The 12,513-nt window shown below is 47.8% G+C and carries 20 protein-coding genes and 3 pseudogenes; 21 read left to right on the forward strand and 2 right to left on the reverse strand.

The features are described from left to right. From NT140_06255 to NT140_06345, 19 genes and pseudogenes are all read left to right on the forward strand, one after another. On the forward strand, window positions 1-665 hold a 665-nt coding region (locus tag NT140_06255; GenBank protein MCX5831475.1), incomplete at its 5' end, for a hypothetical protein. Beyond that, window positions 662-1,132, forward strand: coding sequence for a prepilin-type N-terminal cleavage/methylation domain-containing protein (locus NT140_06260; protein ID MCX5831476.1), 471 nt, complete (start codon window positions 662-664; stop codon window positions 1,130-1,132). The genes NT140_06255 and NT140_06260, both read left to right, overlap by 4 nt. 4 nt (window positions 1,133-1,136) lie before the next feature. Continuing rightward, window positions 1,137-1,901 carry a prepilin-type N-terminal cleavage/methylation domain-containing protein gene (locus NT140_06265; GenBank protein MCX5831477.1) on the forward strand — a complete coding sequence of 255 codons (765 nt, stop codon included), beginning with the start codon at window positions 1,137-1,139 and terminating at the stop codon, window positions 1,899-1,901. Window positions 1,902-1,906: 5 nt separating this feature from the next. After that, window positions 1,907-2,446 carry a type II secretion system protein gene (locus tag NT140_06270; GenBank protein MCX5831478.1) on the forward strand — a complete coding sequence of 180 codons (540 nt, stop codon included), beginning with the start codon at window positions 1,907-1,909 and terminating at the stop codon, window positions 2,444-2,446. 11 nt (window positions 2,447-2,457) lie between these two features. Further along, window positions 2,458-4,845, forward strand: coding sequence for a BACON domain-containing carbohydrate-binding protein (locus tag NT140_06275; GenBank protein ID MCX5831479.1), 2,388 nt, complete (start codon window positions 2,458-2,460; stop codon window positions 4,843-4,845). Window positions 4,846-5,095: 250 nt separating this feature from the next. Further along, window positions 5,096-5,338 (forward strand): DUF4160 domain-containing protein, encoded by a 243-nt coding sequence (locus NT140_06280; GenBank protein ID MCX5831480.1) that lies wholly within the window; start codon window positions 5,096-5,098, stop codon window positions 5,336-5,338. Then, entirely contained in the window at window positions 5,313-5,594 is a 282-nt protein-coding gene (locus tag NT140_06285; protein ID MCX5831481.1) for a DUF2442 domain-containing protein, read from the forward strand. The genes NT140_06280 and NT140_06285 overlap by 26 nt, the downstream gene beginning before the upstream one ends. Before the next feature lie 245 nt (window positions 5,595-5,839). Next, window positions 5,840-6,121 (forward strand): annotated as a pseudogene (locus NT140_06290) (BrnT family toxin). After that, window positions 6,090-6,356 (forward strand): hypothetical protein, encoded by a 267-nt coding sequence (locus NT140_06295; protein MCX5831482.1) that lies wholly within the window; start codon window positions 6,090-6,092, stop codon window positions 6,354-6,356. The pseudogene NT140_06290 and the gene NT140_06295 overlap by 32 nt, the downstream one beginning before the upstream one ends. A gap of 309 nt (window positions 6,357-6,665) precedes the next feature. After that, window positions 6,666-6,926, forward strand: a complete 261-nt coding sequence (locus NT140_06300) for a DUF4160 domain-containing protein (protein ID MCX5831483.1) — start codon at window positions 6,666-6,668, stop codon at window positions 6,924-6,926. 13 nt (window positions 6,927-6,939) lie between these two features. Further along, window positions 6,940-7,206, forward strand: coding sequence for a DUF2442 domain-containing protein (locus tag NT140_06305; protein ID MCX5831484.1), 267 nt, complete (start codon window positions 6,940-6,942; stop codon window positions 7,204-7,206). 209 nt (window positions 7,207-7,415) lie between these two features. Then, entirely contained in the window at window positions 7,416-7,661 is a 246-nt protein-coding gene (locus NT140_06310) for a type II toxin-antitoxin system HicA family toxin (protein MCX5831485.1), read from the forward strand. Next, window positions 7,658-8,059, forward strand: a complete 402-nt coding sequence (locus tag NT140_06315; GenBank protein ID MCX5831486.1) for a type II toxin-antitoxin system HicB family antitoxin — start codon at window positions 7,658-7,660, stop codon at window positions 8,057-8,059. The genes NT140_06310 and NT140_06315 overlap by 4 nt, the downstream gene beginning before the upstream one ends. A 221-nt stretch (window positions 8,060-8,280) precedes the next feature. Continuing rightward, complete coding sequence (locus NT140_06320) at window positions 8,281-8,565, forward strand: BrnT family toxin (GenBank protein MCX5831487.1); 285 nt, start codon at window positions 8,281-8,283, stop codon at window positions 8,563-8,565. A gap of 4 nt (window positions 8,566-8,569) precedes the next feature. Continuing rightward, window positions 8,570-8,806, forward strand: coding sequence for a BrnA antitoxin family protein (locus tag NT140_06325; GenBank protein MCX5831488.1), 237 nt, complete (start codon window positions 8,570-8,572; stop codon window positions 8,804-8,806). Window positions 8,807-9,207: 401 nt separating this feature from the next. Further along, window positions 9,208-9,471 (forward strand): hypothetical protein, encoded by a 264-nt coding sequence (locus NT140_06330; GenBank protein MCX5831489.1) that lies wholly within the window; start codon window positions 9,208-9,210, stop codon window positions 9,469-9,471. After that, window positions 9,440-9,838, forward strand: coding sequence for a helix-turn-helix transcriptional regulator (locus tag NT140_06335; GenBank protein MCX5831490.1), 399 nt, complete (start codon window positions 9,440-9,442; stop codon window positions 9,836-9,838). The genes NT140_06330 and NT140_06335 overlap by 32 nt, the downstream gene beginning before the upstream one ends. Before the next feature lie 94 nt (window positions 9,839-9,932). After that, window positions 9,933-10,127, forward strand: a pseudogene (locus NT140_06340) (type II toxin-antitoxin system HicA family toxin). 3 nt (window positions 10,128-10,130) lie between these two features. Beyond that, on the forward strand, window positions 10,131-10,343 hold the full coding sequence (locus NT140_06345) for a type II toxin-antitoxin system HicB family antitoxin (protein MCX5831491.1): 213 nt from the start codon (window positions 10,131-10,133) through the stop codon (window positions 10,341-10,343). A gap of 507 nt (window positions 10,344-10,850) precedes the next feature. Here the strand turns inward: NT140_06345 and NT140_06350 are convergent. Continuing rightward, on the reverse strand, window positions 10,851-11,147 hold the full coding sequence (locus NT140_06350; GenBank protein MCX5831492.1) for a BrnA antitoxin family protein: 297 nt from the start codon (window positions 11,145-11,147) through the stop codon (window positions 10,851-10,853). Next, window positions 11,122-11,400: a BrnT family toxin gene (locus tag NT140_06355; protein ID MCX5831493.1), complete on the reverse strand. Its 279-nt coding sequence runs from the start codon at window positions 11,398-11,400 to the stop codon at window positions 11,122-11,124. The genes NT140_06350 and NT140_06355 overlap by 26 nt, the downstream gene beginning before the upstream one ends. Before the next feature lie 286 nt (window positions 11,401-11,686). On the opposite strand from NT140_06355, the pseudogene NT140_06360 reads away from it, so the two are divergent. Both NT140_06360 and NT140_06365 read left to right on the forward strand, forming a co-directional pair. Further along, window positions 11,687-12,054: pseudogene (locus NT140_06360) on the forward strand (type II toxin-antitoxin system RelE/ParE family toxin). Continuing rightward, entirely contained in the window at window positions 12,047-12,382 is a 336-nt protein-coding gene (locus NT140_06365; protein ID MCX5831494.1) for a helix-turn-helix transcriptional regulator, read from the forward strand. Before NT140_06360 ends, NT140_06365 begins: the two are co-directional and overlap by 8 nt. The last annotated feature ends 131 nt before the right edge of the window (window positions 12,383-12,513 follow it).

The raw sequence follows: 12,513 nt of genomic DNA on the forward strand, positions 1-12,513 counted from the left end.
AGAAATCGGGATCGTGTCCCCGGTTTTCCAGGAAAGAATTTATGCAAAATCATCAGGACATCATAAACCTAATAAAATCAGCGCCCGCCATTGATCCGCCGGAGGATTTCACCCCCAGGGTGATGGCCTCGGTGATGCAGGAGAGGGCAGGGGCTTACACTCGCGCCTGGCACTTCCTGGCCGCGCCCCGCGAATTCACGCTGGACCCGATCAAGGCTCTGCGCACGGGGATCAGCCGGGACGAGATGTCGCTATATTTTCTGCTGGTCGCCTTTGCCCACCTGGCCCTTGCGGTCGTTCTGTACATTGGTTTTAAAAACAGCGGCTTTAAAACCAGCGACGCGGGTGCGCTCTTTCCGCCCCTTCTGCTGTTGCAGCCGGGGCTCTCTTTATTTCTGGCCGGATGGCTGGGTTTCTGGGGATTTCTGTTGAGAAAAAATCCGCAGTCCGGTATAAAAGGCGCAAGATTTGCCAGCCTCCTCTACCTCGAAGTGGTAGTGATCGGCGGGGCGCTTTTGTTAATGGAATTGTGCCTCGTGCTGATTCCCTTCGTTGCCGCAATGGTCGGCATCAGCGTTGCCGCAGGTATTTTCCTCGCTCTGTCCTGCGGTATCGAAAAAGTCAGGAGCAACAACGGGTCATACTGCGTCGGTATAAAACCATGAATCTGTTTGATAAAAAAACATCTGACAACAAGGGTTTCACCCTGATCGAAATAATTGCTGTGCTGATCATTCTCGGCATCATGGCGGCCGTCGCCGTCAGCCGCATGGGGTCAAACTCGAGTGATCTGATCCCGCAGACGGATATTCTTAAAACGCATCTGAGATTTGCCCAGTTGAAGGCATTGAGTGACGATACCTCTACCTCATGGGGGATCGTTTTTACAACAAACAGTTCCTATACCCTCACAAACATAGTCCCCACCGGAACGGCGGCGACTATCAATCTCCCTTCTGAAGATTCCCCTACGCACACTTTTGCGTCCGGTGTAACGTGTACGACAACAACGGTCGCTTTTGACTCCTGGGGCAGCCCAGGAACTACAAATGTCACGATCACCCTGACCCAGGGCGGAGCTTCCAAATCCTTTAGGGTTTACGCTAATACAGGATACATAGAGGATATATAACATCATGAAATCACGAAAGAATAATTCAAAATCCGGATTTACACTAATTGAAGTGATTATTACCCTTGTTGTTGTCGCGGTTATAGCAGCTATGATGACCGCCTATTTCGGCAAAGGAATCACCCAGAGCTCTATTCCGATTTTTAGGCTCACGGCAGCGGGAAAGTTAAATGACATTATGGAAAAAATTACGGCAGAGTACGATAAAATTCCCCGCTGGAGCCCGAATACTTACTATGCTGTGGGCACCATCGTCATTCCTACTCCGTTGCGAAGAAATGGGTATCAGTATATTTGTACAGTCGCCGGTACCAGCGGCACTGTGGAACCGGGAACGGAAACGCCCACGCCTACGCCTTGGCCTGTAGTAAGCGGGGGTATGGTTACAGAAACTACGGGTTCTGCCACTAAGGTGCGGTGGCTTTATAACGGCTTGGCGCCAAAGCTTTCCGGGCCGCTACCTGGTTTACAAACAAGGCTTGCCGAAACCGAAGATCTCTCAACGCCAAAGGCAGGAGTCGTAGGCGAGAACACTGATCACCTTAGCCAGCCCTTTGGCGGCACTGCTACCATAATTTATCTAAATTATCGTTTGGTCCATAACAGGTTCATCACTTTTAATACCAGCAATACCCCGGCAACGGAAGTGGGGCCCATCAATAGTACTCATGTGGACTATGGTCGTTATCTCAAGGTCACAATTGCTCTTCATCCTGATGAACCTAATCGTACGGATGAGACTCTGACGACCTTGTTTGTGTTACGGTGAAGAAAATGCTTCGTAAAATGCACGGACCCATGTCAAATGAAAAGGCCTTCACGCTGATCGAAGTGATTGTCTCTCTGGTGCTGATCGGCATTATGGCCGCTATTGCTGGGATGGGGCTGATGAGGATCGCAGAGGGCTATGTCTTTACCAAACAAAATGCGGAAGCAACGCAGAAGGCCCAGATCGCCATGGCCAGGATGGTCAAGGAATTAGCAGCGGCAGATACCATCTCCGCCGCCGCTGCAAATGCCATAACTTACACAAGGCCTTTAGCTACCGGTAATATCATCACAATATCACCTCCAAATATTACGCTTACTGTCAACAATGTGTCATACCCTCTGATGGACAAAGTTGTCACTGATGCTTCAGCTTCTTCATCCAAGTTCCTTTTTTATGATAAAGACGGCACACCATTTAGCCCAACAGTTTCCACAACAGCAACAATCCGGAGAATTGATATCAGCCTAAAGACCAACGGCGCGAATAACACGCCTATATCATTTAGCAACTCGGTTTATGTAACAAAAGTGGCATCCTATTGACGGAGGAATTTATGTGCTCAAAAAAACAAATGGGATTTGCCTTGATTCCTCTTATCGTAGCCATGGTCCTAATGGCCGCTCTTGGAGCAGGCATCTATGGCGTTACGACATCATCCACCTTCAGCGAGCTTATGGCAGGTAGAGACTTTGGTGCCTACCAGCTTGCCAAGGGTGGTATGCGTTATGCCATCAATTATCCCAGCTTCAATGGCGGCGTCCCGGTCCCAACGAAAGAGTATTGCTTGTCCAATAGTACTCAATGCTTCACTATTGCTTATAATTCTGCTACCAAAAGATACACTGTCACTGGCAAAGTTAACCCGGGCAGTTTCTTGGCAGCCAGCCGTCAGCTCGCTTATTTTGATCCAACTATTACACCTGGCTTGCCCTTTAATCCGGTCCCAGAATTTAACATTCCCAAGCAGGATTTAGATAAATATTTCAGCCCGACTGCGAATAGTGAAACAGATATCAAATCGGTCCAAACGGTAGGTACCGGTATTGGTAACGAAGCTTTGAATCTCAAATCGGACTTTTACACGATGGGTTTGAAATGGTACGATAATCCTGCGGCAATGGGCCAATTTGATACTTATAGGACAGGGAATTGCGATTTATTGAACTATCACACGCAAGTTAAAGTAGATGTTGCCGATAATACCAGTGATTTTAACATGGTTGGCATCTCATTCCGACTGGATGATACCGCCAGCACTTATCCACCAGTTACCGACAATATGTATGGCATATCATTTTTCAGAATAGACAAGCTCTCAACTAAAAACATACCTGCTTGGTATTCGTCTTTGACAACCCTTAGTACAAACGCCGCTTGGCTCGGAATTTCGGATAATTTCTGGTATGTGGTGTTGTGGAAGCGGGTAGGTGGTGCATTAGGACCCCATACCCTGCTCTCTTATCAGAAACTTACCCTTTCTTTAGATAAGGTGGTGGATCAAGATACCGTCGCCCCGAATAAACTAAATGCATGGGCTACCCTCAGCGTCGGTGTAGAGGAAAAAATTGGTACCGGTGTTCCATACTCTGGTAGGTACAATATTATCACGAGCTACCTTGCCGATGCTTTGTCGTATCCCTACCCACGTAATCCAGACGCTTCAACACCGACAATTAACTGGAATCTCAAGCCTATAAATTGGACATTAGTTGGCGCTGCAGGGCCTAGTGGAAGCAATATCATTAATGATAATTCATTAACGACGAAAAATTACGACAGTTACCCGACAGAACCCGACCCCATCAAGGCGCGCGAGCTCGGATTGCATATTTATTATGATTCAACAAGTGCCAAGAATGTTTTCTACGATAACTGGTATATTGTTCCGTTCCCATCAGCGAGCTGTGTCGGTTGCACGTATTCTCTGAGCTCCGCCGGCGCTACAATAGCCGCAGCCGGTAGCGCAGGATCTACATTCAGTGTCACGGCGGGAGTTGGCTGTACATGGACTGCAGCGACTACTGGTAGTTGGATTCATACATCCAGCAGCGGCACAGGTACAGGTGCTGCACAGACAGTTAACTATACGGTGGACGCCAACGCAGGTCCATTAAGAACTGGTACCATTACGGTCGGTGGACAGACCTTCACGGTTACCCAGTCGAGTGGTTGCACCTATTCTCTGAGCTCCGCCGGCGCCACAATAGCCGCAGCCGGTAGCGCAGGATCTACATTCAGTGTCACGGCGGGAGTTGGCTGTACATGGACTGCAGCGACTACTGATAGTTGGATTCATACATCCAGCAGCGGCACAGGTACAGGTGCTGCACAGACAGTTAACTATACGGTGGACGCCAACGCAGGTCCATTAAGAACTGGTACCATTACGGTCGGTGGACAGACCTTCACGGTTACCCAAGCCAGCGGCTGCACCTATGCGCTCAGCCCCACCAGTCAATCCTTCAGTAGCAGTGGCGGCACCAATAACGTCGTCGTTACGGCGGGAACCGGCTGTACATGGAATGCCTCTGAAATTTTGAGCTGGGTCGCCATAAATTCGGGCACCCCCGGCTCAGGCAATGGCACGGTCAATTATACTGTTGATCCCAATTCAAGCACGTACAGGAACGGATCAATGACAATTGCCGGAACTAATTTCCCGATCACTCAGGCCCCGGCCTGTTCTGGATATAGCGTATATAACAATACTGATGCCGGATATGACTTTAAACTGAATGGCACTTGCACCAAAAATGTAGGAAAAGGTAGTATAATTCCCGGTGGGCTATTACAGAGCACAAAAACGGTAGATAGGTATACAAAAAATAGTACTTGCGGTACCTACCTGGATAGTATTACCTATCAAAACGCGCAAGATGCAAACAAAAACAATAACTGCAATGTAAACTACGATTCAGCAAATACTGCCAGTGATCGGTAGCAAGTAAAAAGGGGGTACACTCGTAAACAAACAATTGAAACAATGGGAGAAATACGGGGACACCATACTAGGAAAATATAGGGACACCATACTAGTTTTTTAAGGGAAAAGGGGGCAGGTTAATTTTCGAAAATCTGCCCCCTCTTTCTATTGTCCCCTCAGTATTTTCAATTTTCCTTCTTCAGGATGACGAAAGGTGGCAATCTCTTTTTCACTTGACAACGTCCAGTGCGAAAGGTTATCTTCAGACATGCCGACTGCAATGAAATTAGGTTCATACAGATTTCATTTCTATTCCGACGAGGGGAGAGAACCAGTTCATATCCATGTTGAAACCCCCGATGGTGAATGCAAATTCTGGCTTGATCCAATCCGGTTGGCCGGTAATAAAGGCATATCCCCAGAGGTTATCCGTAAAATCGAGAGGATTGTATTCGAATATAGTACTTTCCTGGAGGAAAAATATTATGAGCACTTTAACCGCCAGAAATGATGCAGTTGAGCCCGCCGCTGTCAGAGCATGGGCAGAGCGAAGAACTATCTTCATCGAACTGACAGACGGGCGTATTATCGGTTTCCCGGCGAATCGCTTTAAGATTCTAGCCGGTGCGCCGGAAGAGAAATTGCAGGAGGTATCCCTGCGATTGAACGGTTACGCCCTGCGATGGGAATCTCTCGACGAGGACATAACCGTACCTGGCATTGTCGCCGGTCATTTCCAACTGCCCTACTGCGTCGAGGACAATTAGTGGAAATCCGGGGACACCATACTAGTTTTTAAGGGAGGAAATACGGGGGAAATCCGGGGACACCATACTAGTTTTTTAAGGGAAAGGAAAATATAGGGACACTTCCCATATTTCACAGGAAAATAAGAATGCAGATTCGTATCAGATAGAAAGGCATTCCTTGTTGACTGAAGCGGTTAATTGACATATGTTGAAAAGCAAACAGGATTGCAGCGATTAAGGAAAAATAATGATGTTATGATCGGTTTGAATGGGATAATGTCAAAGCGAAAAAGAATCTCAGGAAACATCTTGTTTCTTTCAGCGAAGCCGCCAGCGTTTTAAGAGACCGACTGAGTATCACGATTTATGATCCAGATCACTCCGAAGAAGATCGCTACATAACCATCGGGACATCGGTCGCCAGTCGCTTTCTGATGGTTGCACATACCGACAGGGGTGATCGAACCAGAATCATCAGCGCACGGGAACTTACTCGAAGGGAGCGTGAAGCATATGAAAACGCGGTGCAAAGACGAAATGGCTGACGAACTTCGTTCTGAATACGATCTTGCCACCCTGCTCAAGGAAGGTGAACGAGGCAAGTATGCCAAGCGTTATGAGCAGGGGACAAACCTCGTATTGCTATCGCCGGATGTGGCAAGGGGCTTCGCAAATGACGAAGCAGTGAATGAAGCGCTTCGGTTGGTTCTGCAACTCCAAAGGATTCCATGTGGCGGGAAGCGCAGGGCAGCCAGGGGAAACCCGGGGACACCATACTAGTTTTTAGAACAATTAGGGACAGAGCCACTAATTATTAGGGGAAAAGGGGACAGATTGAATTTCTCAAATCTGCCCCCCTTTTAAAGAACAATTAGAATAGAAAATATAGGGACACTTCCCGGGATATTCCGGGGACATAATACCAATTAACCCCCATGCCCGGCGCGGTCACAACGAAGGATGAAAATGCGGGAAATATAGGGACACTTCCCGTATTAAAGTTAGGGGACATTAGACATTAAAAAAGGGGACATCCAGATGAATTGGGGACGGGTTCACATTTTACTCTTAGCTTGAATAGGTTTCAAGATGCCTGAAATTAGCCGCTTCTATGGAATTATTATTGCCATGTTTTACGACGATCACAATCCACCTCATTTCCATGCGCGTTATGGCAAGGACAGCGTGGCGATCGGAATAGATTCCCTGCGAGTGCTGGAAGGGCACATTTCGCATCGGGCCTTGGGGCTTGCAATGGAATGGGCATCTCAGCACCAGCAAGAGCTGATGCTGAGCTGGAATCTGGCAAAGAACAGTAAGCCGCCAAAGCAAATTTTACCTTTGACATAGAAGGAGGTAACGAATGATACATGATGTAGTTTCTGCTTCTTATAAAGACGGCTACAAGATTGAAGTTACTTTTGACGATGGGAATCGCGGGATTGTGGATTTCTCGATGTACCTTACCAGAGGGGGGGTATTTGATCGTTTCAATGATATTAATTTCTTTAAAACCTTCAAAATAAACGCAGAGCTTGGGGTACTGTCATGGCAAAACGAAATAGATATTGCCCCAGAGACTCTTTACGCCGCAGCGACCCAAACATCACTTCCGAATTGGATGGAATAATTCCTCGGAAATATGGGGACACCATACTAGTTTTTTAAGGGAAAAGGGTGACAGATTGTTTTCCTTTCCCGCCTCAATTTAAAAAAAGTGAAGCGGTGAGTTATCTTCTCTATTCGGCAAGCAATGTAAATATTTGAGGCAATTCGGGAGCATGCTCAGCCTGTAAATTCTCTTGACATATAGTGTCGTATGTGGCACTATGCAAAGCCATGAGCACACACGAGAAAATCCACGCCCGAATGCGCAATAATCCGCGTGACTGGCGGATTGCGGATCTGAAGTCGGTTGCCGGCCGCTTTGGTATTGATTGGCGCAGTGAAGGCGGAAGCCATTTTGTGTTCTCGTTTCCCGGTGTGGAGGATGACGTGAGCGTCCCGGCGCATCGGCCCATCAAGCCGGTGTATGTGCGTCATTTTGTGGCGCTGGTTGATAAGGTAAAGGAGTTGCAGTCATGAGCGAAATCATTGTTCCGCACGTCGAACCGCAGTATCCGTTCGATGCGTATGCCCACGTGGTTGAGCCGCTGACGGAAGAAGACGGCAGCGGCTACTTGATCACTTTTCCCGATCTTCCCGGCTGTATGTCCGACGGCGAAACCGAGGTGGAAGCCCTTGCCAATGCGCGTGATGCATTTTCCGCCTGGATCTCGGCTCGTGTGCACATGGGCAAGCCGATCCCGAAACCCACCCGTCACGGCGAGACTGCCGAGCCGGTGCGCCTGATGCAGCGACTTCCGCGCAGCCTGCACTATAGCTTGGTGGTGCAGGCCAAGGCTGACGGCACCTCGTTGAATACGCTGGTGACAATGTTGCTTGCAGAAGGGATAGGAAGACGCGAAATCCGGGACAATTAGGGACAGAGCCCCTATTGTTTTGCAGCAAGCTCGTTAAAATGGAAATTCAGCGTAAGAAATACGGGGACACCATACTAGTTTTTTAAGGGAAAAGGGGGCAGGTTGAATTTCTCAAATCTGCCCCCTTTTTTCTTGTCACCCCCACTACTTTCAATTTTCCTTCTTCAGGATATCAAACAAAAAGCGCTTGACTAATTCATAATTGTAAATACAATGTAGGCATGTCAGAAATTCAATTTGCGTGGGATGCAGCAAAGGCCGCGGAGAACATAAAGAATCACGGCGTGTCGTTTGAGGAGGCGCAGACCGTTTTCTATGACAATTTTGCGACGGAGTTCTACGATGACAAACACTCGGAATGGGAAGATAGATTTCTTTTGCTCGGTCTTAGTTCCCATCTTCGGCTCGCGATGGTTTGCCACTGCTATCGTGAAAGCGAATCGGTGATCCGGATTATTTCAGCCCGAAAGGCCACGGCAAAGGAATGCAAGTATTATAGGAGATAGTGAAATGAAAGAGGAATACGATCTGTCTAAGTTGAAGTCCCGGCCGAATCCCTATGCAAAGAGGCTCAAGAAACAGGTTACCCTCAGGATGAGCCCGGACGTGGTTGACTACTTCAAGATGATGGCGGAGGAAACAAACATACCATACCAGAGCCTTATCAACCTTTACCTAATAGATTGCTCTGCCTCCAAACGAAAGCTCGACATGCAATGGAGGGATTTACCGGGGACATCCAATTAACCCCCATGCCCGGCGCGGGCACAACGAAGGATGAAAATGAGGAAATCCGGGTAGTATAATTAGGGACAGAGCCCCTATTCTTTTCGAGATTATTAAAAGAATTGAAAGAATTGGGGACAGCCACTAATTAAAATGGTGATCAGGGAACAGTTTGATTTTCCAAACGGAAAAAGGGGGACACTTCCCATATTTCAAAGGAACAATATAAAAGGAATTGAAATTCCGGGGACCATACTAGTTTTTTAAGGGAAAAAGGGGCAGGTTGAATTTCTCAAATCTGCCCTCTTTTTTTCTTGTCACCCCCACTACTTTCAATTTTCCTTCTTCAGGATGACATGCGTGCCGATCCGGCGAAAGATATTCGGCCTTGACATCTAACCAATTATTGATTACAATGCACCATGTTCAAGGTATCGGTCAAAAAGAAAGCTCTTAAAGATGCCGAGAAAATGCCCGTTTCCGTCCAGGAAAACCTGGCGGTGCTGCTCGAAGACTTGAGGGATAACGGCCCGGTTCAACCGGGTTGGCCGAATTACAGCAGGATCGGCAAAGAAATGTACCATTGCCATTTAGCCCGGAAGTGGGTGGCTTGCTGGTATTGTGAAGACAAAACATTGATTATAGAGGTGTATTATGCAGGCAGTCGTGAAAACGCCCCGTATTGAAATCAGCGTCAGGGGCACGGCCATTCCGCCGAGGCTGATGGATGTCTTAAGAGAAGAGTATGGACCAGAGCTTAGCCTTGTTGAAGATGATGGGGATGATCTGGTTGATGTATTTGAAACGCAGTGGTATAGAGGCGTTAAGGAGAAGATGACGCCGGGGACTTACCTGCGCATCTATCGTGAGAATAAGGGGTTGACGCAACTTCAATTAGGCGAGGTCCTTGGCGGAATTCCCCGGCAGCACATTTCCAATATGGAGCGTGGACAAAGATCCATCAGCCTGAAAATGGCCAGGAAGCTTTCTTTACTGCTTGGCGCACCGATTGAAAAATTCATTGATTGTGTGAATCCGGGGACACCATACTAGTTTTTTAAGGGAAAAAGAATTGGGGACAGCCACTAATTAATCACGGCAATCGGGGACGGGCTCACATCCTACATGCCCGAAAGAATAGACAGTAATGAAGGTACGTGATATCATAAAGTTGATAGAGGCTGATGGCTGGCATCGAGTAGACACACAAGGAAGTCATCGGTAATACAAACATGCCACAAAAAATGGCAGAGTTACTATCGCTGGACATCCCAATGATGATTTAGCGCCGGGTACCCTGAACAGTGTTTTGAAACAGGCGAAATTGAAGGAGGTAAGGTAACCGATGCGTAGGTTTCTTGTTGTCATTGAAAAGGCGGAAGGTAATTATTCTGCTTACTCCCCCGATTTGCCCGGGTGTATTGCTACCGGACCTAACCATGAGGTGGTTGAGCAAAATATGCATGAGGCGATTGAGATGCATGTGCGTGGATTATTGGAAGATAAGTTGCCTATCCCTGAGACGACTTCCTTTGCAGAATATGTTGCGGTAGGGTAGGAAACAATTGGGGAGTTCCGGGGACATAATACGGATTAATAGTGAAAAAAGAGACAATTAGGGACAGAGCCCCTATTCTATTCGAGTTCCGGATAAACAATTAGTGAGGGCGGAGGGACGCTGTTAACTTATTAACTTATCAACCTATAAAAATGCTACATTTCAAGACTTCCATGAAAATTAAAAGCAAGGAATTCATAAAGACCATCAGTATTGACGGGAATGACCGTCTGAGGATTCGAATTGGCACAGATAAGGGGCAAGTCGTCAATATTATGGTGCAATATGAGGCAAGTATTGCCGGGAAATGCGGGGACGAAATGCGGGGACACCATACTAGTTTTTTAAGGGAAGAGGGGGCAGGTTGATTTTCGAAAATCTGTCCCCTCTTTCTATTGTCCCCTCAGTATTTTCAATTTTCCTTCTTCAGGATGTCACGCGTACCAATCCGGCGAAAGAGTACCTTTCCCGCCTCAAATGGAAAAGTGTATGGTCGCCGAATCCTTCCTATCCTTGACTGCCTTGACGATGCAGGGCAACCCACTCTTTCAGGGCGGCATCAATGCGCGCCTGCCAGCCGGGGCCGGTAGTGCGAAAATACTCCAAGACATCTCGGCTGTAACGAACTGTGACGGGTTCCTTGGTCGGCCTCTTCTGCCCCCCCCTCTGCCCCGGCTTTCGTTTCGGCAATACTGCCAAAAGCTCCGGCGCCAACACCTCCGCAGCAGGTCGGAAACGCTTCATATCTGCCCTGGTCAATTCCCGGACTTCTCCGGATTTATCGGTCAGCGGTTTCATGCTCATAATATCGAACCTCCCTTCTGTTCGCCTTGCGAAAACTGATAATCCTCACACCAGCGTCAATCGGCGTGAAGCAGATTACATGCAACCGCATACCCAGAAATCCCATGGCGATGATCCTGGTTTCCGGGTAATTCTCGCGCCCATCCTCGTAATAGATAGCTGTCTCCCAGTCAAAATCAACCGCTCTATCAAAAGGCAGGGATCGTGACTTGGTGTTCCGTTCACTCTTTGCCGGGTCGAAGGCGATTTTCATGATTTAATCGTAACAACAAATAAACAGATAGTCAAGGACGAATCTCACCACCTGAAGGCAATTAAGGGGCAATTAAGGGGACACCATACTAGTTTTTTAAGGGAAAAGGGGGCAGGTTGAATTTCGAAAATCTGCCCCCTTTTTATGTTGTCCCCCGTAGCATGTGCAATTTCCCTTCTTCAGGATGTCACGCGTGCCATTCTCCAGATGCGTCTGGTATTATCGCGCTGGAAATTGCTGAAGTATTCTTGCTTGCTTTTTATATCCGTTCAAGTATAATGCAGCTATGACGAGTCAAAAAGAAAAACCGCTTGCATGGCTGGGTAGCAGCAAAAAAGACTTGATGACTCTACCCATAGGCGTTCGCAAGTTCTTTGGTCATGCCTTGGACTTACCCAGCGCGGTGAGCAGCACAACGCGGCCAAAGTTCTTAAGGGCTTCGGTGGTGCGGGCGTCTTGGAGATTGTTGAGAATGAGCAAGGAAACACGTACCGTGCTGCATACACCGTCAAGTTCGGGGATGCGGTTTTCGTGTTGCATGTGTTCCAGAAAAAGAGCAAGAGCGGCATTGCGACACCCAAGCCAGACATGGACATCATCCGTGAACGGCTGAAAGTCGCGGAAAAATTTTCACAGGAGATGCGGGATGAATAAGCGAATGATCGATGGCATCGAAGTTGAGATGAGTTCCGGCAATGTCTTTGCCGACGTGGACTTGCCTGACGCGGATAAACTGAAAATAAAATCGGGCCTCGTGATTGAAATCACCAAAGCTGTGCGCAACCTTGGCTTGTCGCAAGAGGAAGCCGGTCGCCGTATGGGGTTGCCTCAACCCAAACTATCCGGCCTGCTTCGTGGTGATTTTTCCAACGTATCAGAGCGCAAATTGATGGATTGCTTAAACCGGTTAGGATACGATATTGAGATCAAGGTTAAACCGGCAGTCGAGCCGCTTGGACATCTGATGCTGGCCGTTGCATGAGGGGAGGGAATAAGGGGACACCTTACTTAATTATTTCTTGACAGGGCAACGGAGTAATGTGAATGGGAGTTCCGGGGACAGCATACTTAATTCCAGAATAGGGGAATTCCGGGGACAGTATACCGAATTAC

The organism is Deltaproteobacteria bacterium (assembly GCA_026388415.1).
GTDB lineage: Bacteria > Desulfobacterota > Syntrophia > Syntrophales > JACQWR01 > JAPLJV01.

Coding starts and splice junctions, on each gene's coding strand:
- NT140_06325 (MCX5831488.1), top strand. CDS start 8,570: ATGAAAGAGGAATACGATCTGTCTAAGTTGAAGTCCCGGCCGAATCCC.
- NT140_06275 (MCX5831479.1), top strand. CDS start 2,458: ATGTGCTCAAAAAAACAAATGGGATTTGCCTTGATTCCTCTTATCGTA.
- NT140_06315 (MCX5831486.1), top strand. CDS start 7,658: ATGAGCGAAATCATTGTTCCGCACGTCGAACCGCAGTATCCGTTCGAT.
- NT140_06320 (MCX5831487.1), top strand. CDS start 8,281: ATGTCAGAAATTCAATTTGCGTGGGATGCAGCAAAGGCCGCGGAGAAC.
- NT140_06365 (MCX5831494.1), top strand. CDS start 12,047: ATGAATAAGCGAATGATCGATGGCATCGAAGTTGAGATGAGTTCCGGC.
- NT140_06260 (MCX5831476.1), top strand. CDS start 662: ATGAATCTGTTTGATAAAAAAACATCTGACAACAAGGGTTTCACCCTG.
- NT140_06350 (MCX5831492.1), bottom strand. CDS start 11,147: ATGAGCATGAAACCGCTGACCGATAAATCCGGAGAAGTCCGGGAATTG.
- NT140_06300 (MCX5831483.1), top strand. CDS start 6,666: ATGCCTGAAATTAGCCGCTTCTATGGAATTATTATTGCCATGTTTTAC.
- NT140_06285 (MCX5831481.1), top strand. CDS start 5,313: ATGAGCACTTTAACCGCCAGAAATGATGCAGTTGAGCCCGCCGCTGTC.
- NT140_06265 (MCX5831477.1), top strand. CDS start 1,137: ATGAAATCACGAAAGAATAATTCAAAATCCGGATTTACACTAATTGAA.
- NT140_06270 (MCX5831478.1), top strand. CDS start 1,907: ATGCTTCGTAAAATGCACGGACCCATGTCAAATGAAAAGGCCTTCACG.
- NT140_06345 (MCX5831491.1), top strand. CDS start 10,131: ATGCGTAGGTTTCTTGTTGTCATTGAAAAGGCGGAAGGTAATTATTCT.
- NT140_06305 (MCX5831484.1), top strand. CDS start 6,940: ATGATACATGATGTAGTTTCTGCTTCTTATAAAGACGGCTACAAGATT.
- NT140_06355 (MCX5831493.1), bottom strand. CDS start 11,400: ATGAAAATCGCCTTCGACCCGGCAAAGAGTGAACGGAACACCAAGTCA.
- NT140_06280 (MCX5831480.1), top strand. CDS start 5,096: ATGCCGACTGCAATGAAATTAGGTTCATACAGATTTCATTTCTATTCC.
- NT140_06330 (MCX5831489.1), top strand. CDS start 9,208: ATGTTCAAGGTATCGGTCAAAAAGAAAGCTCTTAAAGATGCCGAGAAA.
- NT140_06295 (MCX5831482.1), top strand. CDS start 6,090: ATGAAAACGCGGTGCAAAGACGAAATGGCTGACGAACTTCGTTCTGAA.
- NT140_06310 (MCX5831485.1), top strand. CDS start 7,416: ATGAGCACACACGAGAAAATCCACGCCCGAATGCGCAATAATCCGCGT.
- NT140_06335 (MCX5831490.1), top strand. CDS start 9,440: ATGCAGGCAGTCGTGAAAACGCCCCGTATTGAAATCAGCGTCAGGGGC.